A 24,713-nucleotide genomic window follows, 5' to 3' on the forward strand; every position below is an offset into this window, starting at 1 on the left:
TCTGGCGGCCATAGCGCAGTGGAACCACCCCTTCCCATCCCGAACAGGACCGTGAAACACTGCAGCGCCTATGATAGTTGAGGGCCTCCCTCCGCGAAAGTCGGTCACCGCCAGACACCTATACCTTAGCCCTGCTTCTTTTTGAAGCAGGGCTAATTTTTTGTCAGAACGCCTTTGGGGTCATGCGTGATTGCCCGCTGCGGAGCCGGATGCCCAGGCCCACTGAAAATTATAGCCCCCCAACCAGCCCGTCACATCTACAACCTCTCCAATAAAATAAAGTCCTGGGACGATTCTCGATTCCATGCTGCTGGAGGAAAGTTCGGCTGTATTTATACCCCCAAGGGTCACTTCAGCTTTACGATACCCTTCTGTACCACTGGGAAGAATGGACCATTGCTGCAATTTTTGGGCAATAGAAGCTAACTCAAGATCTGGGTAGGTAGCCAAAGGCTGATTGTGCCAATAAAGATCGCACATGGCTTGGGCAAGACGGTTGGGCAAGATTTCGGACAAGATACTTTTCAGGAATGATTGGGGTTTTTCCATTTTCAGTTGCCGTAAGTACGCATAAACATCCAGTTCTGGCAGCAAATCAATCTCTAGGGCCTTACCTTCTTGCCAGAACGACGAAATCTGCAAAATAGCCGGGCCGCTAAGGCCGCGATGGGTGAACAGTAACCCCGCACGAAAATGCTGTTTGTTAAAATGGGTTTCAGCAGAGCCAATAGACACTCCGGCAAGGCCACTAAATGGTTCATGAGTGCGGCCAGTTAAGGTGAGCGGCACTAATCCTGGTCGGGTATTTTGTAAGCTATGACCAAACTGCTGCCCCAGTTCATAACCGAAACCACTGGCCCCCAGGCTGGGAATAGAAAGCCCGCCGGTGGCTATGATCAGGGATTCGGCGCTAAAATTTCCCTGATTACTCTCGATATGAAAAATATCGCCCTCTTTTTTGCAAGAAATTATGCTGCACTGTGTGTGAATATCCACATGGGCGGCGTGACATTCTTCAGCAAGCAGCGCCACAATTTGTTTGGAGGATCCATCACAAAATAGTTGTCCGGCTTCTTTTTCGTGGTAGGCGATCTGGTATTTATCAACCAGCTCAATGAAATTTTCCGGGGTATAGCGAGCCAACGCAGATTTGGCAAAGTGTCTGTTAGCACTGAGATAGTTGGTAGCACCTACGGACAGGTTGGTAAAATTACAATGGCCACCGCCAGACATCAGGATTTTTTTGCCGATACGATTGGCATGATCCACAAGAATGACTTTGCGGCCGCGCTGACCTGCGGTGATGGCGCACATTAATCCGGCGGCACCAGCGCCAATGATAAAAACTTCTGTATGCTCTGACATGATCGTTTGTGGAGTCCTTCAATCGGAAGGTTGACAATACCAACCGGTCGGTTCTAAATTGTGATGACTTATTTTATAACATCAAAGAGGTGAGTATATGGATGTCATTACCGCAGTCCAGCAACGTCGTGCAGCGAAGTCCTTTGATCCGCATCATCAGATGTCTGCCGAAACCAAAAGAACCCTTCTGGAGCATGCTTCTTTGGCACCCAGTGCCTACAATATTCAGCATTGGCGGATAGTGGATGTGCAGGATCCGCAGCTGCGTGCGGCCATTCGTGAACAAGCCTGGGGCCAGGCACAAGTCACCGATGCATCGGCGCTATTTGTTTTATGTGCAGATTTGGAGGCGTGGCAGGAAGATCCGCAACGTTACTGGGCGACTTCTCCACAGCCGGTGCAGGATTTTTTATTGCCGAAACTGGATGAATACTATCGTGGCAAACCGCAAATTGCGCGGGATGAAGCCATGCGGACCCTGGGTATTTTTGGAATGACGCTGATGTTGTTGGCTCAGGATCTTGGTTATGACTCCTGTCCGATGGATGGTTTTGATTTTGATGCTGTGGCAAAACTGATCCATTTGCCCGAAAACCATGCGATCGGGTACATGATTGCCGTGGGTAAAGGGACCGAAAATGCCTGGGAAAGAAATCGGGTTGACATCCAGTCCCTGGTAAAAACAGATCATTTTTAGTCATTCAGGAAGCTAACGTACTATAATCCAGTTCCAGTGGATACGGGCAGGAAATTCCTGCAGGAGAGAGGGCAATGCCAGTCAATGAAGGGAGTGTGGATCGTCTGGTCCGGGTGATTGTGGGCTTGGTGATTATTGTGGTTCTTGCAGTATTCTTGCACGGTGAAAACAAATGGTGGGCGGTGGTTGGATTGGTGCCACTGATTACTGGAATCACGGGTTTTTGTGGGTTGTATACTTTGCTGGGTATCAAACCTGCCCGGTAAAAAAGAATTCCTGAGATCAGGGTGTATCCTCCTTAGCTCAGTAGAAGGTTTAGCGGTAACGGAAGGCACGGTCATCCCGTGCCTTCCGTTTATCAGGCATAGCAAGGAAAAACATTGCTGCATAAAAGACGACTGATTTTTATTCTGGGCATGTTAAGTGCCTTTGGTCCGATGTCTATTGATATGTATCTTCCCAGTCTGCCAACGCTGTCTCGGTATTTTACAGCGCCACATCTGGCGGTGCAGTTGACCCTGGCAAGTTTTTTTGTGGGACTTTCTCTGGGGCAGCTGTTTTTTGGGACTTTGTCGGATCGTTTTGGACGCCGCCGACCTTTGCTGCTGGGACTGATACTGTATGTGCTGACTTCGGCTGGCTGCGCTTTATCTCCCTCTATCGGGGTGCTGATCGGTCTACGCTTTGTGCAGGGGCTTGGAGCTTGCGCTGGTCTGGTGATTTCCCGGGCCGTGGTGCGTGATTTGTTTTCCCCCAAGGAGGCGCCACATATTTTTGCCGCCATGATTCTGGTGATGGGCCTTGCGCCTATTATTGCGCCGTTGCTGGGCGGGTATTTGCTGGTCTGGTTGGGATGGCAGAGTATTTTCTGGTTGTTGACGGTATTCGGGCTGTTTATTTTTGGGCTGGTTTATCTGGGGTTGCGCGAAAGTCATCAGCCCACAGCAGAACATTCCCTGGAGGTAAGCAAGGTGTTGCGGCGTTACCGTGCGCTCTTGCAGGACAGGCGCTTTATGGCCTTTTCTTTGGTTTATGCCATGTGCTACGGCGGCATGTTTGCGTATATTGCCGGATCGCCCTTTGTGTTTATTGATCTTTATAAGGTCCCAGCCAACAGTTTTGGCTGGATATTCGGTGCCAATGCGTTGGGCCTGGTAGTGATGTCACAACTCAACCGAATTCTGCATCGGCGCTACACAGCAGAGGGAATCCTCCAGACGGTGGTGCTCATTCAGTTAATGGCGGGCATTGCCTTGTTTGTCATTGGTTATTATCCAGAAATCAGCATGTTTGCCATTATGATACCGCTGTTCGTCTATGTAGCGAGCATTGGCCTGGTCGGTCCCAATGCCACGGCCCTGGCCATGACCGAGCAAGGCGCTCATGCGGGCGGCGCCTCAGCACTGCTCGGTGCCATGCAGTTCACGGCTGCATCGGTTTCTGCCATTGTTATTGGCAGTATGGTCATGCACAGTGCCTTACCGTTGGGCATTACCATTCTGGGTTGTGCTGCTGTTGCGGTGGTCGGCTTGCGCTACACCCGCAAGTTGCAAGATCCTGCCCTGCTCATGAAAAGTTGAATGGACTTTTTAGCAGGAACCCGGCCGGCATAACCATGCGTCGCTGACCTGACCATTGGCATCAAGACGCACATGCACTTGTCCCTGTTGTCGCAGACGCTGATCTCCAGCAGCCCCGAAGGGGACCAGTTCTTCAAAATCAAACTGACAAAGCACAATCACTTCATTGCCAACATGTTCGGGAAGACTGCAGTGACACTGTGCCCCCTCCCTGAGCGCCGCACCACCCATGCTGGTGAAGCTGGCCAGTAGTTGTTTTTGTTCCAGATAATCCAGTATGCCCGACTGGACGACGGGATCTTCCCAAATATTCATTGAAGGGCTCCTCAGATACACCACAAATCATGGTCTATACTATACAGCGTAGTTCAATGATGACACTGCGTGTTGCTGCGCCGTGCCTGAATTCTGAGAAGGGGGCTTTTTGTATTTTTCGACAAAAATCGCACTTTGGGAGAATCGGCAATGATGGCGAGTCATGCCCTGATAGTCGGGATTTTTGCCGCTGCAGTGTTGCTGGTTTTAATGGGTATTCTCTGGATATCGGGTCTGCTCGGCGGACGACATCCCAATCGTAATAAAAACATTCCTTTTGAGAGTGGGCTGGGAGCCAACACCAGCACGCATCCGCGAACCCCCGTTGCTTTTTATCTCCTTGCTGTTTCCTTTCTGGTGTTTGAGTTGGAAGCCGCTTTTCTTTTTGCTTGGGCGGTAGCTTTTCATACTTTGGGCTGGGGGCCGATTGTGGCCGGGCTGGCTTTTATGGTGATTCTGGGTCTGGGCTTGTTTTATGAGTGGCGCATGGGAGGTTTGCAATGGCATTAGCTCCGGGTCCCTTGTCTTTGCTGGTGGGCAAATTTGAAGAAATGCTGGCGTGGAGTCGGGCAGGCTCTCTCTGGCCTCTGAATTTTGGCACCTCCTGCTGTTTTATTGAAATGGTTGCTGCGGTGACGCCCCGCCATGATTTGTCGCGATTTGGTGCCGAGGTGCTGCGTGGATCGCCCCGGCAGTCGGATGTGCTGATCACTTCTGGGACGATTTTCGTGAAAATGGCCCCCATGATTCTGGAGATATATGAACAGATGCTGGAGCCCAAGTGGGTAATTTCCATGGGCTCCTGTTCCAACTCCGGGGGCATGTATGATGTGTATAGCGTGGTTCAGGGGATTGATCGACTGCTGCCAGTGGATATTTATGTGCCGGGTTGTCCACCCCGCCCGGAAGCCCTGATGGACGGTTTGTTATTGTTGCAGCAGAAAATCCGGCGTAATCCGCCCCGGATATTTCAGCGGGAGCTGACCCATGCTTCTGGCTGAGATGCTACAAAAGCACTTTGCTGCGAGTCCAGTTACCGATGGGCGGGATGGCTGGCCGGATTTCCGGCTGCCCGAAGAACATCTGCTGCCAGCCATGCAATTTCTGCATGAGCAAATGCAGCCGTCATTTCCGATGTTGCTGGACTTGACGGCGGTGGATGAAGGACCGCAGGGTGTCTCGGAGGCTGCGCAATATACCTTGACCTATCATCTGCATGGACTGGAGGGTTGTGGTGCCCTGCGTTTGCGGGTGACGCACGCCGACGCCGAGCTGCCGGTACCGTCGATAACCAGTATTTTTGCCAATGCCAATTGGTATGAACGGGAAGTGTACGATCTGTTTGGTCTGCAGTTCAGTGGCCACCCGGATTTGCGGCGTATTTTACTCCCGCCCCTCTGGGAAGGGCACCCGCTACGAAAAAGCGAAGCCATCCGCGCCACAGAGCGCCCCGCCTATCGTTTGAGTAAAACCGATTTGCAGGAAGCACTCAAAGCCTACAGCGACGAGGTGTTACCTCCAGAATCCGGGCAGACGATTCTGAATGTTGGCCCACATCATCCCGGAACGCACGGAATTTTGCGCTTTGTACTGAAAATTTCCGAGGAAAAAATTGCCAGCGTGGACCCCGATATTGGTTATCACCATCGGGGGGTAGAAAAAATAGCCGAGGGACATACCTTCCATAATTTTATTCCCTACACCGACCGGGTGGATTATCTGGGGGGCATCCTGGGCGAGTTTCCCTATGTCCGTGCGGTGGAGATGCTGGCGGATTTGCAATTGCCGGATCGTGCCGAAGGTATCCGGACTTTGTTGGCGGAAATCTGCCGGATATCTTCCCATTTGGTGTGGTTGGGAAGCTATGGAAATGATCTCGGCACCATGGGACCGGCATTTTATGCGTTTCGGGATAGAGCGTTGTTGCTCGATCTGATCGAAAAATATACAGGCGGGCGCCTGCATCCACAGTTTTTTCGGATTGGTGGAGTAGCGGCTGATTTGCCGGAGGACTGGCGCGATGATCTGCTGCAAGTCCTCCAGAAAGTGGAGTCGGGTTTGCGGGATACGGAGACCCTCACCGTAGGGAATCCCATTTTCCGTGCCCGCACTCAGGGGATTGGGGTGTTGTCAGCGGCGCAGGCAGAAAAGTGGGGTGCTTCGGGTATTGTCTTGCGCAGTACGGGCAAAGCCTGGGATATGCGCAAAGCAGCCCCCTACGGGCTATACGATGTTCTTGATTTTGAGGTGCCGACCTCCACCGATGGAGATGCTTTAGCCAGGGCTCAACTGCATATTGATGAAATTCGCGAAAGTATCCGGATGCTTCGTCAGCTCGCCGACAAAATGCCGGATGGCGCAACTCTGGCTGCTGACGCCCGGTATGCCCTGCCACCCAAAGACCATACCTTGCGGGATATTGAGACGCTGATTCATCATTTCGAGCAGATGGCGGGCGAAATCGGTCCTCCTGCAGGACAGGTGCTGAGCATCACTGAGTCGGCGCGCGGCATGCTCGCCTATTACATTGTGGCTGATGGCAGCGCCCACCCATACCGGCTCAGGGTACGGACTCCTTCCTTTCCCCACGTTCAGCTGATTACTGAACTGGGGCGCGATACGGCTCTCCCCGATTTTATTGCCACGATTGGATCCATAGATTATGTCCTCGCCGACCTCGATCGTTGACTTGAATGATGCGTCGCTTCTCGCCAGGTTGCAGGATCTGGTGGCGACGTCACCTGTTCCAGAAGCCGCCATCAGTGAAGTCCTGCAGGTCCTGCAAAAGGCCCGAGGCTACATTGACGGGGAGGCATTACGTCTGGCAGCGTCCTTGACCGGGTTGAGTCCGGTCAAGGTTGAAGAGCTTTGTACCTTTTACAGTCTGGTGTTGCGTGAACCGGTGGGCACCCATGTTCTGCGCATCTGTGACAGCATCGCCTGCCATATGGCCGGGGCTCAGGATATCCTGGCCCAGGCCCGCCAGCATTCGGGCGTGGATCTCGGTGAGGTCAGTCGCAGTGGCAAGCTGACGGTGATACCGCATGTCTGCATGGGCCTCTGTGATCGGGCCCCCGCCCTGATGGTGGATGACCAGGCGCTGGGGCCGGTGGATACCCAGGCATTGACTCAGCTTTTGGCACAACTGGAGGCGGATATATGGAAGCCATCCTGAGCCGACATTTTGCAGATCCCGATCCGGCCGATCTGCGCGCTTACCGGAATGCCGGGGGGTATGTGGGGCTTGCCAGAGCCGTGCAGATGGATCCCGCTGATATTATTGCGGAACTAGAAAAATCCGGGCTTCGGGGTTGTGGTGGTGCGGGCTTTCCGACGGGACTCAAATGGCGGCTGCGCGGAGCAGATGCTCCAGAACCGCGTTATCTGGTTTGCAATCTGGATGAAACCGAGCCAGGCAGTATCAAGGACCGGGCTCTGCTTTTCGGGGCTCCGCACCATATTCTGGAAGGCATGTTCATCGCGGCCCACGCTCTGGGAGTGCGCTTTGCCGTCGTTTTTGTACGGGGTGAATATGCAGCGGGCGCCCGTGTTTTGGAAAAAGCACTGCATCAGGCCCGCGAGGCGGGATTAATGCGCTTGCCTGATGGCGATTTGCGCCTGGATATTCATGTTTCTTTGGGACGCTATATTTGTGGCGAAGATTCGGCCATTCTCAATGCCATTGAAGGCAAACGCGCAAACCCGCGTAAAAAACCTCCGCATATCAGTCAACAGGGGCTCTGGCAGCAACCGACCACCGTCAACAACGCCGAAAGTATTGCGCATTTGCCGGGTATTTTCGCGCACGGCGCGGACTGGTTTCGCAGTCTGGGCGTCAATGGCGGCGTGGGCAGCAAATTGTACAGTGTCTGCGGCCCTGCGAAACGCCCCGGCGTGTTTGAATTGCCCATGGGAACGACTGCTCAGGAAATACTGTTTGAACATGCTGGAGGTCTGCAGCCAGGGCGCACTTTGCGCGCGGTGTTGCCGGGTGGCTCCTCCACGCCCTTTCTGATGCCCGAACACTTCGATACGCCCATGCATTTTGATGCGGTGGCCAAAGTCGGTTCCCGACTGGGTACAGGGGGCTTCATTCTGATGGATGATCGGCAGTGCCCCGTCGATTTTCTGGTGGCGACGACCCGTTTTTTTGCGCGCGAATCGTGTGGGTTCTGCACCCCCTGCCGGGAAGGCCTGCCCTATGTGCGCTGGTTGCTGGAGCGGATTGAGGCTGGGGCGGGCAGTGCCGAGGATATTGCGACCCTGCATCAGCTCGGTGGACAAATTGCGCCCAACAGTTTTTGTGCGTTGGCTCCGGGAGCGCTGATGCCGGTGCTTTCGGGTTTACATGCCTTTGCGGATGATTTTGAGGCGCATGTTCGCCTGGGTCATTGTCCATATCGGGGGCCTCAATCATGAAGCATGTATTTTTTCTGGATGGTCAGGAGATTCCCTTCATCCCCGGACAGAACGTGCTGGAGGCGGCTATTGCCGCTGGAAAAGATCAGCAGATCCCCTATTTTTGTTTTCATCCCGCTTTGGGAAGTCTGGGGGCTTGTCGGCAATGTGCCGTGAAAATGTACTCCCATGACAGCAAACATCCACCCCGGATTACCATGGCCTGCCTGCTGCCGGCCAGCGTTGGTCTGCAACTGGTTACTCTGGAAGACGACGTGCATACCGAGCATCGGGAGATCATTGAACTATTGATGACCAACCATCCGCTGGACTGTCCGGTCTGTGATGAGGGTGGACAATGTCATCTTCAGGATATGACGGTGCAGACCGGACATAGTGTGCGCCGTTACAGCGGCCCGAAGCGTACCTATCGCAATCAGGACCTCGGCCCTTTGGTCTATCAGGAAATGAATCGCTGTATTACCTGCTATCGCTGCGTGCGTTTTTATCAGGATGCGGCTCAGGGCGAAGATTTCGGGGTGTTCGGCTCCCGCAACCGGGTCAGTTTTGGACGTCTGGAAGATGGGCCACTGGAAAGTCCTTTCAGTGGGAATCTGGTCGAGGTCTGCCCGACGGGTGTATTTACGGACAAGGTTTTTCGTCATAATTACGTCAGGGTTTGGGATTTGCAGCAGGGTCCTTCGGTGTGTCCTCATTGCGCGGTGGGTTGCAACACGACCCCCGGAGCGCGTCTGGGAACCCTGCGCCGCATACGAAACCGCATACGGCCGGAAATAAATGGCCACTTCCTCTGTGACCGGGGTCGCTATGCTTTTCCCTACGTGACGGCAAATTCCCGGCCTCTGCAGCCTCGCCTCAAGGGGGAACCCAGCCGTCAGGATGCCGTCTTGCGTCAGCTGGCCAGCCGTCTGGAAGAAGGACGCAGTGGCTTTCTGGGCTCCCCGCGTGAAGATCTGCAAAGTAATCTGGGTCTATTTGCGTTGGCAGACTGCCTGCATGCGCCTTTTGCTGCGGTAACCAGTTCTTGGGCAGAAGCTTTGGCGCAACAATGTCTGGCACTTCCGCAGGCGCCCAGTTTGCAGGAAGTGGCGGCGGCCGACCGCATTGTGGTCATCGGCGATCTGGACAGCATTGCGCCCATGGCGGGTTTTGCCGTACGTCAGGCATTGCGTCAGGGTGCCCGTTTGACGGTGCTGGCCAGCAGCCGGACCGAACTGGCCCAAAAAGGGGATTATCGGCCTTTACGCCCCAGTGCCTTGCGTGATCTGGTTGCCCAATTAGCGGATGATCCCTGTTTGCAGGGGGGGCGGTTTCCGGTACTGTTGGCCACCGCAGAAACCCTGGGCCCATCTGGTTTGTATGCACTGCGCAAAACCCTGGAAAAACTGCCTGCCAATGCCCGGGCTGGTGCTTTTGTCAATCGACCCAATTTGTTTGGGGCCGCTTATTTTGCGGCAGACGGTCATACCGAGCGCCTGCAGCAGGCCTTGCGGCAACGTAAAATCAATCATCTGCTTTGTTTGGGCGCTGATCCCTTGGGCGAAGACTGGGGGGCGGGTACCTGGCGAACGCTCGCTCCAGGTCTGGATAGTCTGACCTTGCTGGATATGGTTGATTCGGAAACGGCCAGAAGCGCAGAGGCCTTAATACCCGTGGCGGCCTTTCCTGAGCGGGCTGGTTTATTTGTAAATTATGAAGGCCGGATTCAGGCGTTTTCACCGGTTTATCGCCGCGAGGCGCAGGTGCTGCACCCGGCCGTGCATGGCAGCGGCTTTCCCGAGGCTGCCGGTGGCTTGAAACACCCGCTTGGTCCGCCGCCGCCTTTGTTTTGGCTGGGTCGTCTGGCTGAAATGCTGCAATTGCACGAAGCCTGGCAAAAACGGCTGGATTTTTATTTGCATTTTCTGTGTCCTGAACGGCCAGACCCAGAGGGCCCCGGAGTTTTGTTGCCAGACACTATTCGCGCTCGCTTTGAAATCGCAGCACTTCCGGCAACCCGGACGGTGACGCCCGAGCAATGGGAACTCGATATTTTTCGCTGGTATGGTGGGGAAACGCTGGCTGACACCGCAGACGAACTGCATTCTCTGGCTCCGGCCCGGGGTTTGCGGGTGCATCCGGATGTTCAGGCCGTGACTGCTACCTTGCATGGTCCTTGCGGAGATCTGCAGTTGCCGGTTATTGCCTGTGCAGAAATGGTCCAGGGAGTCATTGCCATTGATCAGGAAGGTTTCGCCGAGCTGGGCTTATATCCTGGTGATCCCGTCGAAGTCAGCTGGGAGTAACGCCAATGATGCTTTTTCTGATGGCTCTGGGCATGTTGTTTACCACCCTGGTTTTGCTGGGCGTGGCGGGTTTTCTGGTCTTTGCAGAGCGGCGGGTTCTGGGTTTTCTGCAGAATCGTCTGGGCCCCAATCGACTGGGTCCTCTGGGCATCGGCCAGGCGCTTGCCGATGCCCTCAAGTTGATGAGCAAAGAAAATTTTGTGCCCGATTTTGCCGATCCGGTACTTTACCGGGCGGCGCCGGTTCTGGTGGCCTTCAGCGCTTTGGCCAGCTTTGCCGTGGTGCCGCTGGATCATCATTTTTCCTGGGCGGGCAACTGGAATATCGGTTTGTTGTTCATTCTGGCTATGAGTTCCCTGAATGCCTACGGCGTATTTCTGGGGGGCTGGGCTTCGGGCAACAAGTTTTCCCTGCTGGGCGCAGTCCGGGCAGTAGCCCAGTTAGTCAGCTATGAGTTACCCATGGGACTGGCCCTTTTGGGTGTGGTTTTGCTGAGTGGATCGCTGTCCCTCAACGGGATTGTCGCTGCGCAAAGTCTGCCCTATATCGTCCTTCAACCTCTGGGTTTTATCATTTTTCTGATAGCCGGTGTGGCCGAAACCCACCGCCTTCCCTTTGATTTGCCCGAAGCGGAAAGTGAATTAGTGGCTGGATTTAATACGGAATACGGAGGAATGCGCTTTGGGTATTTCTTTCTGGGGGAGTACCTTGGCCTGACCTTGATTGCAGTGCTGACGGCGCTGCTCTACCTCGGCGGCTGGCATGGTCCCTGGCTGCCCGGATGGATATGGTTGTTGGTCAAGACGACAGCAGTGATTTTCGTGTTTTTCTGGTTGCGGGCGACCTTGCCACGACCACGTTATGACCAGTTAATGGCCTTGGGCTGGAAAGTGCTTTTGCCACTGGCATTATTCAATGTGCTTGCGACAGCTTTGGCGGCAGCTTTGTGGAGGCTGGCATGAGTGTCTGGGGCAATATCTCCGAACTGGGTGCAGGGCTGTGGACAACTTTGCGTCAGCTGGGCCGAACTTCAACCGTCAGCTATCCTGAGGAGCCTTTAAACTTACCGCCACGCTGGCGGGGGCGGCCCGTACTTACGCGTGATCCCGACGGTGATGAGCGTTGCGTGGCCTGCCAACTTTGTTCTGCGGTATGTCCGACGCGCTGCATTGAATTGCAAGCCGCAGAGCGCCCTGACACGCGCCGCTATCCCCTGACGTTCCGCATTAATTTTTCCCGTTGCATTTATTGCGGCCTCTGTGAAGAGGCCTGTCCGACGCTGGCCATCCAGCTCCTCGATGAATTTGCTTTCAGTAAAGAACATCACGCTGATTTTATCTACGAAAAAGAGGCGTTGCTCATTGACGGGACGGGTAAGCATCCGCATTACAATTTTTATCGGCATTCCGGAGTGGCTCTGCAAGATAAGGATAAAGGCGCGGGCATCAACGAAAAAACTCCCGTCAATGTCCGGAGTAATCTGCCATGACGATTTTTCTGATCTCGCTGTTATTGTTGATTATTCTCACGATCGGAGCCGCACTGCTGGTAGTCCGTGATCCCATGCATGGCGCGGTGAACCTGGGAGTCAGCCTGCTGGCCTTGAGTGTTTTGTTTTTGGTGCTGGGAGCACCCTTTGTCGCGGCCCTGGAAGTGATGTTGTATGTGGGCGCTATTCTGGTCCTTTTTCTTTTTGCCATCATGTTGTTACGCACTCCTCTGACGACCCGGGAAGAACCGCGCTGGCGTCAGGGTTTCTGGTGGCCAGCGGTGCTGGTGGTTCTGCTAACGGCCATCCTGATTCTCCTTTTCAGCCGTCGCCCGGATCTAATGGTGGTTATTCAGGAAATAGGTCCAGGTACGGTAGGACGTGCCCTTTTCGGTCCCTATCTCTGGCTCACGGAAGCCGTGGCGCTGCTGCTTTTTGCCGTGATCGCCGCTGTGCTGGCAATTCATCGGAGGGATGATCATGACGCTTGAGCTCACACTGGTGATTGCCGCATTGCTTTTTGTGGTTGGATTGGCGTTGATCATTTTGCGCCGTAATCTCATTTTTTTGTTACTGGGCATTGAATTACTCTTTAACGCTGCCATGGTCATTGCTCTGGCCGGAGGTGCCCGCTGGCATTCTGTCACCGGGCAAGTGCTGGTGGTGTTCATGATGGCGCTGAGTGGTGCCGCCCTGGCTTTGACTCTGGCTTTGTTGTTGCGCGTCAAGCAAGAACTGGGCGGGGATACGGTGGATAACCTGCGGCAGCTTCGGGAGGAAGTCGATGAATGAGTGGCTTTTTCTAATCCCTGGTTTTCCCCTGCTGGGTGCTTTGCTAAATGGTATTTTTGGCGAACATTTTTCGCCACGGCAAATGGGGCGTATGGCCGCAACCATGCCCTTCCTGTCCACCCTGGTGGTATTCGCGGTCTGGCTGACCCACGGTCGCGATCCCAATCTCCATGATCAGGTCTGGACCTGGATTTCGGTGGGTAATTTCCATGCCAATATATGCTTTCATGTAGATCAAGTGACTTTGGTCATGATCAGTATTGCCGCCTTTGTAGGTTTTCTGATCCATCTGTTTTCCCAGCAATATCTGAACGGCGATTACGGCGAGCGGCGCTACTATTTTTATTTGAACTTATTTGTGGGCGGAATGCTGATTCTCACCATGGCAGATAACCTGCTGCTTCTGTACCTGGGCTGGGAGACGGTCGGCTTGTGTTCTTATGCCCTGGTGGCGCACTGGTATCGCAAACAGGAAAATGCCTGGGCCGGGCGCAAGGCATTTGTGGTGACCCGTATTGGGGATACGGCACTGGCATTGGCAATATTTATCCTTTTTGCCGAATATCACACCCTTAATTACCACACCCTGTTTGCGGCTGTGGCGGCTCATCCCGATCTGCTGGCCCTCACCATAGCGGGAATTTTGGTGTTGATTGGTGCTGTCGCCAAATCTGCGCAGTTTCCTCTGCATATCTGGTTGCCTGATTCCATGGCTGGCCCCAGTACGGTCTCCGCCCTGATTCATGCGGCTACCATGGTGACCGCCGGCGTGTATTTGTGTATTCGTCTGTACCCAGTTTTTGCAGCAGTCCCCGGGATGCTCTGGGTGATTGGATTGAGTGGGGCTTTTACTGCTCTGTATGCGGCAAGTTGCGGTATTGCGCAGGTGGATATCAAGCGGGTGCTGGCCTACTCTACCATCAGCCAGCTGGGCTACATGTTCCTCGGGGTGGGCATTGGTGCCCCTTCGCTCGGTCTTTTTCACCTGCTGGTACATGCTTGTTTCAAGGCGCTGTTGTTTATGGGGGCAGGTGTGGTCATTCTCATCTACAGTGATAATCATGATATTCGCCAGATGGGTGGTCTCAAAAAGCAGCAACCCTTTTTACGCTGGACGTTTTTGGCGGGTATTTTTGCCCTGGCTGCCGTACCGGTAATTTCGGCTTCTTTTTATAGTAAGGATGCCATTATTGCCACGGCATTTATCGTCCCCGGTGGCAAGCTGCTCTGGGTGCTGGCATTGCTGGGCGCGGTGTTTACGGCGATTTATGCGTTTCGGCTGTATTTTCTGGTGTTTGAAGGCCCGGAAAAGCCGGGAGAGCCCTATCAGATGGGTTGGGGCATGAAAATTCCTCTGGGAATCCTGGCCATTGCCAGTATTGGTATTGGCTGGCTGCAGTTTCCGCCGGGCTGGCCGGGTCCGAAAATCTGGTTACCCTGGCTGGCTCCAGAGTTGGGCATGCCGCCAGCCCCGTCGGGGGGTGTGAATATTTTTCTGCAGGTGGCGGGTTCAGTGGCCACCCTGATTGGTATTGCCATTGCCTACAAAGCCGCACAATGGGAGCGTGAAGGTCGTGGTCTCAGTCGCATCACTTTTTTATTCAATGCCTGGTTTTTTGACCGGATTTTTCTACGCATTTTTCCGCCCATCTGGTACGCATTGGCCGGTATTCTGGACCGACTGATTGAGCAGGGTGGTTTTCAACTGATGCTGCTCGGCGGGTTGCGAGATGGTTTCGGACTCGGTAGCCGTGCTCTGGAAGCAGGCGAAAATGGCCTGATCAGTCGCTATGCCAGCGGCATGATTCTGGGGCTGGTAGTGCTGCTCTTCATCGCCTGGGGGTACTTGTTGTGATCCTTGTAACGGTGTTGATTCTTCTCCCATGGGGTGCGGCGCTGTGGCTTTCTGCGCAAAAACAAAGCGGTCAGTACTTTGCAATGAGCATCGCACTGGTCGAATTGTTGTTGGCGTTGATTCAGCGTTTTGCCCCAGGAGCCAGCGGCACTTTAGGGCATGCTCTACATATTCCCTATCTGGGTAGTCTTTGGACCTTACACGCTGGCCCCCTGGGCAGCACCCTGGCGCTGCTGTGCGCTTTGCTGATTCCGGTGAGTCTGGCTTTTGCCTGGCGCTTACCAGAATTCCGGGCGCTGGCGAGCGCCGTGCTGGTGATGTCCGGGGCTTTGTTCGGGATATTTTTCGCTCAGAATGTCCTGATGTTTTATATTTTTTATGAAATCCTCGCGTTGGCGGGAGCTTTCCTGATTTTGCGCAGTGGCCACAAAAGTCGTGCTGCTGCTCTACAGTTTCTGTTGTACACCTTCGTTGGGTCGTTACTTTTTCTGGTCGCACTGGTTGTGGTCTATGTCCTCCACGGTCAGCAGACTGGAATCTACAATTTTTCCATTTTGCAACTTGCTGACACCCGTATTACCGGGGGTCTCGGTATCTGGCTGTTTTTGGGTATGGTCGCCGGTCTGGCGGTCAAAATGCCACTTTTCCCTCTGCATAGTTGGGCGGGTACGGGCTACGGCAATGCCGCGCCGGCGGGGAGTGTGTTTCTCTCGGGGGCCGCAGTGACGGCGGGTGCCTATGGCCTGATTCATTTTGCTATTCCCATGCTTCCCCAGGCGGCACTGGAGTTTGCCCCGGTCGGCATTATTCTCGGCGCAATCGGAACCCTGTATGGGGCCTTCCTCGCCCTCAATGCTGCCAACCTTCGCCTTTTTGCAGCCTGGGCCAGTGTCAGCCACATGAATCTGGTGGCTCTCGGACTGTTTGCCCTGCAAACGCAGGCGATACATGGCAGCGTGTTTTTGCTGATTGCGCACGGCGTGGTCTCGGCAGGACTGTTCGGCGTAGTCAGCATTATGGAAAGCCGGGGTTTGACTGGAGAATGGGCAGGTCTGGGAGGCTTGTTTCGACGTGCTCCCCGCCTCGGTGCCTGGATGCTTTTTTTCTTTCTGGCAGGAATGGGGTTGCCGGGGCTGGCCAATTTTCCTGGAGAGTTTCTCAGTCTGGCAGGGGCCTTTCAGGCGCTACCTTGGGCGGCTGGATTGGCGACCTTGGGGATTCTCGCGGGTGTGGTTTATTTTTTACGCGCCTACGAGCGGATCATGCTGGGTCCGCTGAACGAAACCTTGCCGGATACACTGGCGGATTTGCAGCAGAGCGAGTGGTTGCTGTTCTGGGTGCTGGGGCTACTGACCTTGTGGCTCGGGCTGGATCCCCAAGTCATTCTTGCTCATCTGGGTACCCTGCTCTCCATTCATAGTGGAGATGTCATTGCCGGAGGTGGTCATGGCTTATAGTCCAACCCTGCTGCCACTACTCATTGTTGGTGCTGCGGCACTGATGGCCTTTCTCGCTGATGCCCTGCGGCTGGGCCGACTCATGCCCTGGTTAGGCGGAATCAGCAGCATTGCTGCTGCAGCCAGTATTTTCGTCGAGCATATGGCCCTGGGAGCTGATCTGTACTGGGATCTCAGCGCCACTCTTCTCGGTGTCTATTTGAGCCTGGCCATGGCGGCGGGACTGTTTTTTATCACCTTTCATCCACTTTCCCGAAAAATGACAGGCAGTTTGGTCGGGCTGTTGCTGACTATGTTGGCGGGTAGTCTGATTTTGGTGAGTGCCCAGAATCTCCTGTTGATGTTTGTTGGCCTGGAGCTGCAGGTATTACCTTTTTTTGCGTTGCTGGCCTGGCCTGGCAGCAGTCGTGCAGCCGTAGAATCCGCCTTTAAATATGCGGTGCTGGCCGGGCTTGCGTCGGCCCAGTTTGCCATTGGTATTGCCTTGATTTATCTGGGCGATGGCAGTCTGGCAGTGATTCCGCCAATGGGTGATATGACATCCAATGTATTCGGATTGATGGGCGTGCTGGCCTTACTGGCCGCCTTGAGTTTCGAAATTGCCGCCGCGCCTTTTCATGCCTGGGTCGCAGACATTTATCAAGGCGCGCCAGCGCCGTTTCTGATTTTTCTGGGTGGCGTGGCGAAAGTCGCGATCATGGGGGCGCTGATTACCCTGGTGGCCGCAACGCCAAAGCTGGAAATACCCATCGCCGTCATTGCGGCCACCAGCATTATAGTGGGTAACGTCCTGGCTTATCGCGCCGGTCACTTGCGAAGAATGTTGGGCTATTCGGCAATTGCCCATGCCGGTTACTTTCTGGCCGCCCTTGCGGCCGGTCCCTTGGGTATTATGGCGGGCGCTATTTATGCCTTGGTGTATGGTCTGATGAACATGGGTACTTTCATGGGCCTGTCGGCGCTACCGGAAAACAGTATTGCCATCCCCTGGGCAGCACTGCGAGAGCGCCAGCCGGTGCTGGCCGGGCTCCTGGGTCTGACTCTGCTCGCTCTGGCTGGAATGCCGCCGAGTATCGGTTTTTTTGCCAAACTGCTGGTCATTATTGCCGATGTGCACGACCAGGCCTATTGGTTGGCCATTCTGATTGCTCTCGGTAGCGCCTTTTCTTTTGCTTACTATCTCAGTACCTTGTGGAAACCGTCCGTGCTCAGCAACCCCGACCGTCTGCTGCGCCGGCGCAGTTGGGAAACTTTTGCCGCATTGGGCATATTGATTCTGCTATTCGGCTGGTTGCTGGCGCCCTTGGGGATGGGTTGAGAAATTTGCGTTGTTCACCAGCCCGCATATGCCTTGACATGGCACCGTTTCATCGCTAATCTCCCGCCCCTCAGTGAAAAACCCGAAGCCGGAGTTTTGTGATGAAGACCTATTCTGCCAAGTCTCATGAAGTACAGGGAGACTGGTTCGTCGTAGATGCGACCGATAAAGTGCTGGGCCGTCTTTCTGTAGAGGTGGCTACCCGCCTGCGCGGTAAGCATAAGCCCGAATTTACCCCCCATGCCGACATCGGAGATCATATTATTGTGATCAACGCCGACAAGATCGCGGTGACCGGCAACAAGGCCAAAGACAAGATGTACTATCATCATACCGGCTATGTCGGCAATCTGAAGAGTGCTTCTTTTGAAAAGATGATGGAAACGCACCCAGAGCGGATTATCGAAATTGCCGTCAAGGGAATGCTTCCAAAAAACTCCCTGGGCCGCGCTATGTACCGGAAGCTCAAGGTGTATAGTGGTTCCGAGCATCCCCATTCTGCGCAACAGCCTCAGACTTTAGATATTTAAGGTAAGCACTATTATGGAACAATATTACGGCACTGGTCGGCGCAAGAGCGCAACTGCACGGGTTTATTTGCGTCGAGGCTCTGGCAAGATTGTTATCAACAAGCGCAGTCTAGAAGAATACTTCGGTCGCGAGACATCGCGCATGGTTGTCATGCAGCCACTGGAACTGACCGGCCACGGCAGCCAGTTTGATATTCTGGTGAATGTCAGCGGAGGTGGCGCCAGTGGACAGGCGGGTGCCATTCGCCACGGGATTACCCGTGCCCTGATGGTTTATGACGAAACCTTGCGGCGTCCGCTCCGTGGTGCGGGTTTTGTGACCCGGGATGCCCGCGAAGTGGAACGTAAGAAAGTCGGCAAGCATAAGGCGCGGCGTAGTCATCAGTTCTCCAAGCGTTAATAAAACTGCTTTGGATCGTAAAAGCCGCCTATGGGCGGCTTTTTTGTGATTTAGGACAGGAGGTTACAGCATGATTCGTGCGGGCATTGTGGGTGGTACCGGCTACACCGGCGTGGAATTGTTGCGCTTGTTGCTTCCTCATCCCGAAGTGACAGTGCAGGTCATCACCTCTCGTGCTGAAGCGGGAGAACGCGTAGATACCCATTTTCCCAATCTGCGGGGAATGTGTGATCTTTGTTACACGGCCCCCGATCCAGAGATCTTGGCAAAACTGGATGTCGTATTTTTTGCGACGCCCCATGGCGTGGCCATGGATAGTGCCCCGGAATTGCTGGCTCATGACGTGCGTGTGATTGACCTCGGTGCGGATTTTCGGTTGGCCGATGCGGAAGTGTTTGCGCATTGGTATGGCATGGCGCATCGGGCACCTGAAGCGTTGCGTGCAGCTTGTTATGGGCTGCCGGAATATTTTCGGGAACACATTGCCCAATCGCGCCTGATTGCCAATCCTGGATGTTATCCAACCGCAGTCATTCTTGGGTTCGCCCCCTTGCTGGAGGCGGGATTATTACATCAAGACACACTGATTGCAGATTGCAAATCGGGGGTGAGCGGTGCGGGCCGCACTGGACGGGTGAACCTGATCGTGCCGGAAGCGGCAGACAGTGTCGCTGCCTATGGGGTGAGTGGTCACCGTCATCGTCCCGAAATTGAGGCAACTCTCTCAAAACTGAGCGGCGAGACGATTGAACTACAGTTCACGCCGCACCTGATGCCCATGATTCGTGGCATTCATGCCACCTTGTACGGACAGTTACAGCAACCGTTGAGTGACGCTGCCTTGCAAGCCTTGTTTGCAGAGCGTTACGCGCAGGAGCCATTTGTTGATGTGCTGCCATTTGGCAGTCATCCGGCAACACGCTCCGTGCGCGGGGCCAATGTTTGTCGTATTGCCGTGCATCAGCCCCGTCCAGGGCAGGTGGTGGTTCTGTCCGTCATCGATAATCTGGTGAAGGGCGCGGCGGGGCAGGCAGTTCAAAATATGAACCGCATGTTTGCCTTGCCCGAATCGCTTGGATTGACACAAATTGCTTTACTGCCATAGTGTTAAGTAACCATTTTCTTTGGAAGAGGCCTTGACTGTGAGTCAGTCTATAAAGAAAACCACTATCCTGAGAAAGCCGGTGACTACCAGGGAGTCGGGCGCGTGGCGCTTTCCTGAAGATGTCGTGGCCTATTTTCAGCCCGAATATTCCATCAATCAGCAAAAAATCGTTGGAACTGTTGGCTAACGCCTTGAATGCCGAGTCGGTGATAGAAGGAGTCGAAACGCTACCCATTCTGGATGCCATGCGCGCTTTGCATCTGGATTTTATACAGGGTTATGCCATTGCCAGGCCAATGCCTGCCGATGCACTGATGGCCATGGTTGTTCAGGGCTATGATTTGCCCGAAGGCAGTGCTAAGCATCCTGCCAGTTTATTGGGCGCCTATGCAGCACACCTCTTACGACGCCCCTTGATGGATGCGTTGCGACGTGGCTGGATTGATATTTCTGTCACGACGCCGCCACCCTGCCCATTGGTAGCCTTTCTGCGCGAACATGGGGCAGCGGAAGATCATCCCATTGTTGCCGCCCATCATCGTTTGGTCAGCGTGAAGTCCAATCCTGAACAGGGTTATCTGGATCAGACCCTGAATCATATCGAAACAGAAATTCAGGAGCTGGTTCGTGAGGCCATTCATCTTGAGCAACGCGAATAAAAATCGACATGCACCGAACTAAACGGCTCCTTTCGACGATACAATATTCTCCTGTTTTTTTGCTGCACTTATTTTTTATCGGAATGGCCGTTTTATTTATTGCCTTGTGGGGATGGCGAGCCGAAGATTTGCGAGCATCCTTGCATAAGGAGTATCGGTATAGAGGTGAGATTGCCTTGCGCAGTATTGCCGATCAATTAGCAGGAAATCTGGATGGCCATTTTCATGACCTGACGTTCTTTCGTCGCTCCTTACTGGAACTGGACCAAAATCCGCAGTTACTCACATCAGCAAAAAAGTCAGCCATGATCACCTTCCAGAGTACGCATCGTGGAATTGCTGCCATCCACTTGTTGGATGCTCAGGCAAAAAAAATTATCTGGTCAAGTGAGGGGCAATCACCAATTCCGTTGCTAAAAGTGACGGAATTTACTCAGCTCAAGAGAAATCCGGATTATCTGATTGGACGTCGCGTTGTTTTGTTGAAGAATAAAATTTGGGTAATGCCCATGCGCGAACATTTATTGAATCACCAGGGACAGGTTGTCGGCTATATCGGGTCTCCGTTTCGTCTTTCGCGCCTGAAAAATATCCATACCCCCGCCGATATGGATATTCTGATTACGGGTGCGAGTCATATCCCGGTGGCTTTTTGGAAAAGTGGAACATGGCAACTTCCTGCTCCACAGGATCGTTGGACGGGACACTATCTGCGCGTTGAGGTGCCGGGTTACCCGTGGACGGCTTATGTGCGCTGGTCTTCTTCAGCATTTGCTCACAATTTTTGGCGCCAGAATATCTGGCAAAGCATCCCTTTTATAGCCATTTTGCTTTTTCTGCTGATTCTGGATCGTCTTTCTGTGCGCTTTTTGCGGCAGCTGCTCGATTTGCGGCAGTATCAGCAAGCGGCACTTTTGATGCAGCAATCTCTTCTGATCCAGACAAAACCAAAAGCCATGTATGCGCGTCTGGTAGAAACGATTGTTCGTGAAACCAATGCCGTTGCGGCGTTCGTGCTCGGTCCCGATCCGATGACTGAATCTCTGCAAATATCGGTTCTGGAGGCTGATCAAAAGGATTTGCGTGAAAGTTTAGTTACCTGGATAACCGCACCAAATCTGAAAGATCTTCGTAATGGTAGTTTTCTTCCTGAGCGAGTGTTTCGCTCGGGTCAGGCAGAAGAAATCAGGTTCCGTGATGAAGTGACGGAAAATTCGCCAGTAATGGAAAAGCGTCCACAGCTACGCCGGATTCGGAGCATGATTGCCTACCCGATTATTTTGCAGGACGCAGCGCAGGTGGAAGCGGTGCTGGTGGTTGCCCATGCCAAAACCAAACACTTTAGCCAAGCGCTAAAAGCACTTATTGGCCAGTTGGTAAGTAGTGTGGGGCTGGCTCTTACTCTCTGGAAGCGCCATAACGCATTGGCCGATGCGGAAGCCGAAATTCGCAAGGTGGCTTATTACGACAGTCTTACCGGATTGGCGAATCGTCGCCTACTGAATGAGCGATTACAAAAGGGGTTGGCGCGTGCCAGTCAAAATAGTCAATCCATCGCATTAGGTATTCTGGATGTGGATGATTTTAAAAGGGTCAATGATCAATACGGACATGATGCTGGAGATGCTTTACTGGTGATTATCGCCCGAAGGCTGGAAGAGGCGTTGCGTAGCGCTGATTGTGTAGCCCGTTGGGGCGGAGACGAATTTGTACTCCTCTTCGAAGGATTGGAGAAGCGTCAGGTATTGGAGGACGTTCTGCTGCGTTTGGAACGTGCTCTGGAATCTCCGGCCAAGTTGTCCCACGGTGTGCTGCTGCCCGTACGGGTCAGTCTTGGTATTTATTTTTGCAAGGATGCCGGGATGATAGAAAATCAGGATGTGATGCTACGTTGTGCCGATCAGGCCTTGTATGCCATCAAGGCCAAAAAATTGGAACGGAGTCGGTTTTGGATGATTTACGACGCAGAACTGCGTCTACAGTCTGAATCAGAAGCCTTAGGCGACATGGCAACACAATAAAAAACCAGTGGTTTTTGTTTTTGGATGCATTACTGTGGTTATTTGGCTACAGGGGGTATTTTTAACGGATTGAAAAATATAGGTACTGATCTGGCAAGCTTCTTGCTAGAGTGATGGGTTAGTCCGATAACTCACGTTAATTCGCGTGCTTATCTGCAAACGTATATATCTTGATGAGTCTGACAGCCCAAGGAGGCCACATGATAAAGATATGGACCCACCCTATTCATCGCATACCGCAATTTTTGGCATTTGTAGGGCTATTTGCCGGTTTAAGCAGTCCTGCGTGGGCGGATAGTGATTTATCCTTAGGCGTTGCTGTTCCTGGTTTAAGCGTGGTTTTAGGGAATAACCCCGGTTATTATGCCGCACCAGTTTACGCGCCTCCGCCAGTATATTACGTGCCGCCTCCGCGCCGCGTATATTATGTTCCAGCACCGCCACCCCCACCGCCACCCGTACGCTACCAACTGCCAGGATACTATGTGCAGCCTGCGCCCATTCGCTATTACCGGCCCCGCCCTTGGGAGCATCACGGTCCACCGCCGTGGGCGGGTCGTTGGCGGCATGATAATGGTCATGATGGCTGGAGGCGTTAATTTCATCTGCTCAGTGGTCCACTGAGACAGAAAAATAGAGGAGTAAGTTAAGTGAAAATGAATGCTGAGGTTTTGGAGTGCGGCTCCAGAAAAAGTGGATGGTTGTTGGTCGCATTGTGTGTGGTTGCACTGAGTGGTTGTGCAAACATGAGTCCCACCGGCCAACGGGCACTGAGTGGTGGTGCTATTGGTGCTGCCGGGGGGGCCGTATTGGGTACGGTTGTTGCTGGCAATCCTGCGGTGGGTGCAGCCGTGGGTGGTGCGGTGGGTGCCGGTGTTGGTGCGGCGCTGCCCAATATTGAAAGAACTTTAAACGGGAATTAACCAGAAAATTTTCCTGATGTAATGAAACGCAAACCCCGACATCATGTTATGCCGGGGTTTTTTGTTGATGCACCAATTTGATGCAGTGATCCCCAAGGTGGGGCATAACACGCTGATAACTTTCTTGGGTATTGGGGGGTTAAATTTTATAAAATAATTTAAATCATATAGTTGTATAAAAATCTTGTGCGGGCATGTATTTTGCTTTTTGACAACAGGCTTGATTTTTTTCATACAAACCAGGGAGTCAACATGTCGCACTACAGCACTAAAAATCACTATTCGTTTTTACGTCGTTCAATTCTCGCCAGCATGCTGGTTGGTCTGCCATTGGTCGCCGGTGTGGCGGATGCCAGTCCATTATCTTTGCCGAATCCCCTTAAATTTTGTGCCGGACCATTGGGTCAACTGGATGTGCAAGGCGTAGCCAGCGGTATGGCCTTTTATCAGGATAATCCCCAAGGTGATGCAGGTACATTAGGGGCTAAACGCGTGGGGGCTTCCATCACCAATGGTATGGTGATCATCCAGAAAGAAAATGGTCCTATTCAGTTTTATATTCAGGCGGGGGCCTACAGCTTTCCGACCTTGGCTGCATCTATTCCTTCGGCATCTAGTAATATCAATGAGTTTGGTGCATTGCCCGTGGCCTATTTGAAAATAGCGCCTTCATCTAACTATTCGGTAGAAATTGGGCAGCTACCGACTCTCGTCGGGGCCGAAGGTGGCTTCACCTATCAAAATATTAATATCGAGCGCGGCCTTCTCTGGGATATGGAACCCATCATCAGCCGTGGTGTGCAATTTAATGCCAGTGCGGGGCCAATCAGTGCCTCAGTTTCCTGGAACGATGGATATTTTTCAAACCGCTACAATGTGATGAGTGGTCTGCTCAGCTATGCGATCAATGGCGCAAATACGCTCAGTTTTTATGCGCAAGGTTCTTTGGGTAAATCTCGTCTGAGTTCCAATGAGGTAGCTTACAGTGCGCTCGGTAATGAAAGCCAGATTTATGGTGTCGAATATGAATACAGTTCAGGACCTTGGATGATTGAACCTTATGTTCAGTACATGCATACCCCAAAAGCGCCTTTATTAGGTGTGACACATGAGTTTAATAATTATGGCGCTTCTTTGCTAGCCGATTATAGTTTTACCAAAACTATTTCATTGGGAGCTCGTGCTGAATACCTGGCTGTCGGTGGCAAACCTGGCGAAGGGCTTAATGCAAGTGGTGTGGCTTCCTCACTCACAGATCTCCCCGCCGATTCCCATGCCTGGTCTATTACCCTCACGCCGACCTACCAAAGTGGTGGTTTCTTCGCTCGCGCAGAACTTTCTTACGTGACCGCCTCTGCACCTGCCGGACTAGGTTTCTCAGGGGCTGATGGCGCCAACACCAATCAACTGCGTGGCATGGTCGAAACCGGTTTCATGTTCTGAATCGGTCGATTCATCAAAAGGGAGCCTCGCTGCTGCGGGGCTGTCCATCTAACGTATTTT

Annotated in this window: 26 protein-coding genes and 1 rRNA gene; 25 read left to right on the top strand and 2 right to left on the bottom strand. The window is 53.2% G+C overall.

The annotated features are described in order from the left end of the window. Positions 1-116 (top strand): 5S ribosomal RNA (gene rrf, locus HJG40_RS05070). Positions 117-180: 64 nt separating this feature from the next. Here the strand turns inward: rrf and HJG40_RS05075 are convergent. Beyond that, the gene (locus HJG40_RS05075; protein ID WP_215863179.1) at positions 181-1,365 is read right to left on the bottom strand and encodes a BaiN/RdsA family NAD(P)/FAD-dependent oxidoreductase; all 1,185 of its coding nucleotides are present in this window, start codon (positions 1,363-1,365) and stop codon (positions 181-183) included. 97 nt (positions 1,366-1,462) lie between these two features. Between HJG40_RS05075 and HJG40_RS05080 the strand changes: the two genes are divergently transcribed. From HJG40_RS05080 to HJG40_RS05090, 3 genes are all read left to right on the top strand, one after another. Then, positions 1,463-2,062 carry a nitroreductase family protein gene (locus tag HJG40_RS05080; protein ID WP_215863180.1) on the top strand — a complete coding sequence of 200 codons (600 nt, stop codon included), beginning with the start codon at positions 1,463-1,465 and terminating at the stop codon, positions 2,060-2,062. A gap of 74 nt (positions 2,063-2,136) precedes the next feature. Then, entirely contained in the window at positions 2,137-2,328 is a 192-nt protein-coding gene (locus HJG40_RS05085; RefSeq protein WP_215863181.1) for a YgaP family membrane protein, read from the top strand. Positions 2,329-2,442: 114 nt separating this feature from the next. After that, positions 2,443-3,642 (top strand): Bcr/CflA family multidrug efflux MFS transporter, encoded by a 1,200-nt coding sequence (locus HJG40_RS05090; protein ID WP_215863182.1) that lies wholly within the window; start codon positions 2,443-2,445, stop codon positions 3,640-3,642. 9 nt (positions 3,643-3,651) lie between these two features. Here the strand turns inward: HJG40_RS05090 and HJG40_RS05095 are convergent, their stop codons facing one another. Further along, positions 3,652-3,957 carry a hypothetical protein gene (locus HJG40_RS05095; protein ID WP_215863183.1) on the bottom strand — a complete coding sequence of 102 codons (306 nt, stop codon included), beginning with the start codon at positions 3,955-3,957 and terminating at the stop codon, positions 3,652-3,654. Between the two features lie 150 nt (positions 3,958-4,107). Between HJG40_RS05095 and HJG40_RS05100 the strand changes: the two genes are divergently transcribed. The 21 genes from HJG40_RS05100 (at position 4,108) to HJG40_RS05200 (ending at position 24,653) form a co-directional block, all read left to right on the top strand. After that, a complete protein-coding gene (locus HJG40_RS05100) occupies positions 4,108-4,467 on the top strand; it encodes an NADH-quinone oxidoreductase subunit A (protein WP_215863184.1) in 360 nt (119 codons plus the stop codon). Next, on the top strand, positions 4,458-4,958 hold the full coding sequence (locus HJG40_RS05105; protein ID WP_215863185.1) for an NADH-quinone oxidoreductase subunit B: 501 nt from the start codon (positions 4,458-4,460) through the stop codon (positions 4,956-4,958). The genes HJG40_RS05100 and HJG40_RS05105 overlap by 10 nt, the downstream gene beginning before the upstream one ends. Continuing rightward, positions 4,945-6,645, top strand: a complete 1,701-nt coding sequence (nuoD, locus tag HJG40_RS05110) for an NADH dehydrogenase (quinone) subunit D (RefSeq protein ID WP_215863186.1) — start codon at positions 4,945-4,947, stop codon at positions 6,643-6,645. Before HJG40_RS05105 ends, nuoD begins: the two co-directional genes overlap by 14 nt. Then, positions 6,620-7,132, top strand: coding sequence for an NADH-quinone oxidoreductase subunit NuoE (gene nuoE / locus HJG40_RS05115; protein WP_226857207.1), 513 nt, complete (start codon positions 6,620-6,622; stop codon positions 7,130-7,132). Before nuoD ends, nuoE begins: the two co-directional genes overlap by 26 nt. Further along, positions 7,117-8,376, top strand: a complete 1,260-nt coding sequence (locus tag HJG40_RS05120) for a complex I 51 kDa subunit family protein (RefSeq protein WP_215863187.1) — start codon at positions 7,117-7,119, stop codon at positions 8,374-8,376. Before nuoE ends, HJG40_RS05120 begins: the two co-directional genes overlap by 16 nt. Continuing rightward, the gene (locus tag HJG40_RS05125; protein ID WP_215863188.1) at positions 8,373-10,661 is read left to right on the top strand and encodes a 2Fe-2S iron-sulfur cluster-binding protein; all 2,289 of its coding nucleotides are present in this window, start codon (positions 8,373-8,375) and stop codon (positions 10,659-10,661) included. The genes HJG40_RS05120 and HJG40_RS05125 overlap by 4 nt, the downstream gene beginning before the upstream one ends. A 5-nt stretch (positions 10,662-10,666) precedes the next feature. After that, a complete protein-coding gene (gene nuoH, locus HJG40_RS05130) occupies positions 10,667-11,623 on the top strand; it encodes an NADH-quinone oxidoreductase subunit NuoH (protein ID WP_215863189.1) in 957 nt (318 codons plus the stop codon). After that, complete coding sequence (nuoI, locus tag HJG40_RS05135) at positions 11,620-12,150, top strand: NADH-quinone oxidoreductase subunit NuoI (protein ID WP_215863190.1); 531 nt, start codon at positions 11,620-11,622, stop codon at positions 12,148-12,150. Before nuoH ends, nuoI begins: the two co-directional genes overlap by 4 nt. After that, positions 12,147-12,641 (top strand): NADH-quinone oxidoreductase subunit J family protein, encoded by a 495-nt coding sequence (locus HJG40_RS05140; RefSeq protein WP_215863191.1) that lies wholly within the window; start codon positions 12,147-12,149, stop codon positions 12,639-12,641. Before nuoI ends, HJG40_RS05140 begins: the two co-directional genes overlap by 4 nt. Continuing rightward, positions 12,631-12,942 carry an NADH-quinone oxidoreductase subunit NuoK gene (locus HJG40_RS05145; RefSeq protein WP_215863192.1) on the top strand — a complete coding sequence of 104 codons (312 nt, stop codon included), beginning with the start codon at positions 12,631-12,633 and terminating at the stop codon, positions 12,940-12,942. Before HJG40_RS05140 ends, HJG40_RS05145 begins: the two co-directional genes overlap by 11 nt. Further along, positions 12,935-14,797, top strand: a complete 1,863-nt coding sequence (nuoL, locus tag HJG40_RS05150; protein WP_215863193.1) for an NADH-quinone oxidoreductase subunit L — start codon at positions 12,935-12,937, stop codon at positions 14,795-14,797. Before HJG40_RS05145 ends, nuoL begins: the two co-directional genes overlap by 8 nt. Further along, on the top strand, positions 14,794-16,254 hold the full coding sequence (locus tag HJG40_RS05155) for a complex I subunit 4 family protein (protein WP_215863194.1): 1,461 nt from the start codon (positions 14,794-14,796) through the stop codon (positions 16,252-16,254). Before nuoL ends, HJG40_RS05155 begins: the two co-directional genes overlap by 4 nt. Further along, complete coding sequence (locus HJG40_RS05160; protein ID WP_215863195.1) at positions 16,244-17,572, top strand: NADH-quinone oxidoreductase subunit N; 1,329 nt, start codon at positions 16,244-16,246, stop codon at positions 17,570-17,572. The genes HJG40_RS05155 and HJG40_RS05160 overlap by 11 nt, the downstream gene beginning before the upstream one ends. Positions 17,573-17,673: 101 nt before the next feature. Next, positions 17,674-18,102 (top strand): 50S ribosomal protein L13, encoded by a 429-nt coding sequence (rplM, locus tag HJG40_RS05165; protein ID WP_010640718.1) that lies wholly within the window; start codon positions 17,674-17,676, stop codon positions 18,100-18,102. A gap of 13 nt (positions 18,103-18,115) precedes the next feature. Further along, a complete protein-coding gene (rpsI, locus tag HJG40_RS05170) occupies positions 18,116-18,502 on the top strand; it encodes a 30S ribosomal protein S9 (RefSeq protein WP_010640716.1) in 387 nt (128 codons plus the stop codon). Positions 18,503-18,572: 70 nt separating this feature from the next. After that, positions 18,573-19,607, top strand: coding sequence for an N-acetyl-gamma-glutamyl-phosphate reductase (gene argC, locus HJG40_RS05175; RefSeq protein WP_215863196.1), 1,035 nt, complete (start codon positions 18,573-18,575; stop codon positions 19,605-19,607). A gap of 119 nt (positions 19,608-19,726) precedes the next feature. Beyond that, entirely contained in the window at positions 19,727-20,266 is a 540-nt protein-coding gene (locus HJG40_RS05180; RefSeq protein WP_215863197.1) for an EAL domain-containing protein, read from the top strand. 8 nt (positions 20,267-20,274) lie between these two features. After that, the gene (locus tag HJG40_RS05185) at positions 20,275-22,287 is read left to right on the top strand and encodes a sensor domain-containing diguanylate cyclase (protein WP_215863198.1); all 2,013 of its coding nucleotides are present in this window, start codon (positions 20,275-20,277) and stop codon (positions 22,285-22,287) included. A gap of 200 nt (positions 22,288-22,487) precedes the next feature. Then, positions 22,488-22,886 (top strand): hypothetical protein, encoded by a 399-nt coding sequence (locus HJG40_RS05190; protein WP_215863199.1) that lies wholly within the window; start codon positions 22,488-22,490, stop codon positions 22,884-22,886. A gap of 57 nt (positions 22,887-22,943) precedes the next feature. Continuing rightward, positions 22,944-23,210, top strand: a complete 267-nt coding sequence (locus tag HJG40_RS05195; protein WP_215863217.1) for a YMGG-like glycine zipper-containing protein — start codon at positions 22,944-22,946, stop codon at positions 23,208-23,210. Positions 23,211-23,462: 252 nt separating this feature from the next. Next, positions 23,463-24,653, top strand: coding sequence for an outer membrane beta-barrel protein (locus tag HJG40_RS05200; RefSeq protein WP_215863200.1), 1,191 nt, complete (start codon positions 23,463-23,465; stop codon positions 24,651-24,653). Positions 24,654-24,713 lie beyond the last annotated feature (60 nt).

Origin of the sequence: Acidithiobacillus concretivorus (genome assembly GCF_018853445.1) — a bacterium.
GTDB classification, from domain to species: Bacteria; Pseudomonadota; Gammaproteobacteria; order Acidithiobacillales; family Acidithiobacillaceae; genus Acidithiobacillus; species Acidithiobacillus concretivorus.

Bases quoted from the DNA above. Each gene is read 5' to 3' on its own strand.
- HJG40_RS05075 (WP_215863179.1), bottom strand. From the start codon at position 1,365: ATGTCAGAGCATACAGAAGTTTTTATCATTGGCGCTGGTGCCGCCGGA.
- HJG40_RS05080 (WP_215863180.1), top strand. From the start codon at position 1,463: ATGGATGTCATTACCGCAGTCCAGCAACGTCGTGCAGCGAAGTCCTTT.
- HJG40_RS05085 (WP_215863181.1), top strand. From the start codon at position 2,137: ATGCCAGTCAATGAAGGGAGTGTGGATCGTCTGGTCCGGGTGATTGTG.
- HJG40_RS05095 (WP_215863183.1), bottom strand. From the start codon at position 3,957: ATGAATATTTGGGAAGATCCCGTCGTCCAGTCGGGCATACTGGATTAT.
- HJG40_RS05100 (WP_215863184.1), top strand. From the start codon at position 4,108: ATGATGGCGAGTCATGCCCTGATAGTCGGGATTTTTGCCGCTGCAGTG.
- HJG40_RS05105 (WP_215863185.1), top strand. From the start codon at position 4,458: ATGGCATTAGCTCCGGGTCCCTTGTCTTTGCTGGTGGGCAAATTTGAA.
- nuoD (WP_215863186.1), top strand. From the start codon at position 4,945: ATGCTTCTGGCTGAGATGCTACAAAAGCACTTTGCTGCGAGTCCAGTT.
- nuoE (WP_226857207.1), top strand. From the start codon at position 6,620: ATGTCCTCGCCGACCTCGATCGTTGACTTGAATGATGCGTCGCTTCTC.
- HJG40_RS05120 (WP_215863187.1), top strand. From the start codon at position 7,117: ATGGAAGCCATCCTGAGCCGACATTTTGCAGATCCCGATCCGGCCGAT.
- HJG40_RS05125 (WP_215863188.1), top strand. From the start codon at position 8,373: ATGAAGCATGTATTTTTTCTGGATGGTCAGGAGATTCCCTTCATCCCC.
- nuoH (WP_215863189.1), top strand. From the start codon at position 10,667: ATGATGCTTTTTCTGATGGCTCTGGGCATGTTGTTTACCACCCTGGTT.
- nuoI (WP_215863190.1), top strand. From the start codon at position 11,620: ATGAGTGTCTGGGGCAATATCTCCGAACTGGGTGCAGGGCTGTGGACA.
- HJG40_RS05140 (WP_215863191.1), top strand. From the start codon at position 12,147: ATGACGATTTTTCTGATCTCGCTGTTATTGTTGATTATTCTCACGATC.
- HJG40_RS05145 (WP_215863192.1), top strand. From the start codon at position 12,631: ATGACGCTTGAGCTCACACTGGTGATTGCCGCATTGCTTTTTGTGGTT.
- nuoL (WP_215863193.1), top strand. From the start codon at position 12,935: ATGAATGAGTGGCTTTTTCTAATCCCTGGTTTTCCCCTGCTGGGTGCT.
- HJG40_RS05160 (WP_215863195.1), top strand. From the start codon at position 16,244: ATGGCTTATAGTCCAACCCTGCTGCCACTACTCATTGTTGGTGCTGCG.
- rplM (WP_010640718.1), top strand. From the start codon at position 17,674: ATGAAGACCTATTCTGCCAAGTCTCATGAAGTACAGGGAGACTGGTTC.
- rpsI (WP_010640716.1), top strand. From the start codon at position 18,116: ATGGAACAATATTACGGCACTGGTCGGCGCAAGAGCGCAACTGCACGG.
- argC (WP_215863196.1), top strand. From the start codon at position 18,573: ATGATTCGTGCGGGCATTGTGGGTGGTACCGGCTACACCGGCGTGGAA.
- HJG40_RS05180 (WP_215863197.1), top strand. From the start codon at position 19,727: ATGTCGTGGCCTATTTTCAGCCCGAATATTCCATCAATCAGCAAAAAA.
- HJG40_RS05185 (WP_215863198.1), top strand. From the start codon at position 20,275: ATGCACCGAACTAAACGGCTCCTTTCGACGATACAATATTCTCCTGTT.
- HJG40_RS05190 (WP_215863199.1), top strand. From the start codon at position 22,488: ATGATAAAGATATGGACCCACCCTATTCATCGCATACCGCAATTTTTG.
- HJG40_RS05195 (WP_215863217.1), top strand. From the start codon at position 22,944: ATGAATGCTGAGGTTTTGGAGTGCGGCTCCAGAAAAAGTGGATGGTTG.
- HJG40_RS05200 (WP_215863200.1), top strand. From the start codon at position 23,463: ATGTCGCACTACAGCACTAAAAATCACTATTCGTTTTTACGTCGTTCA.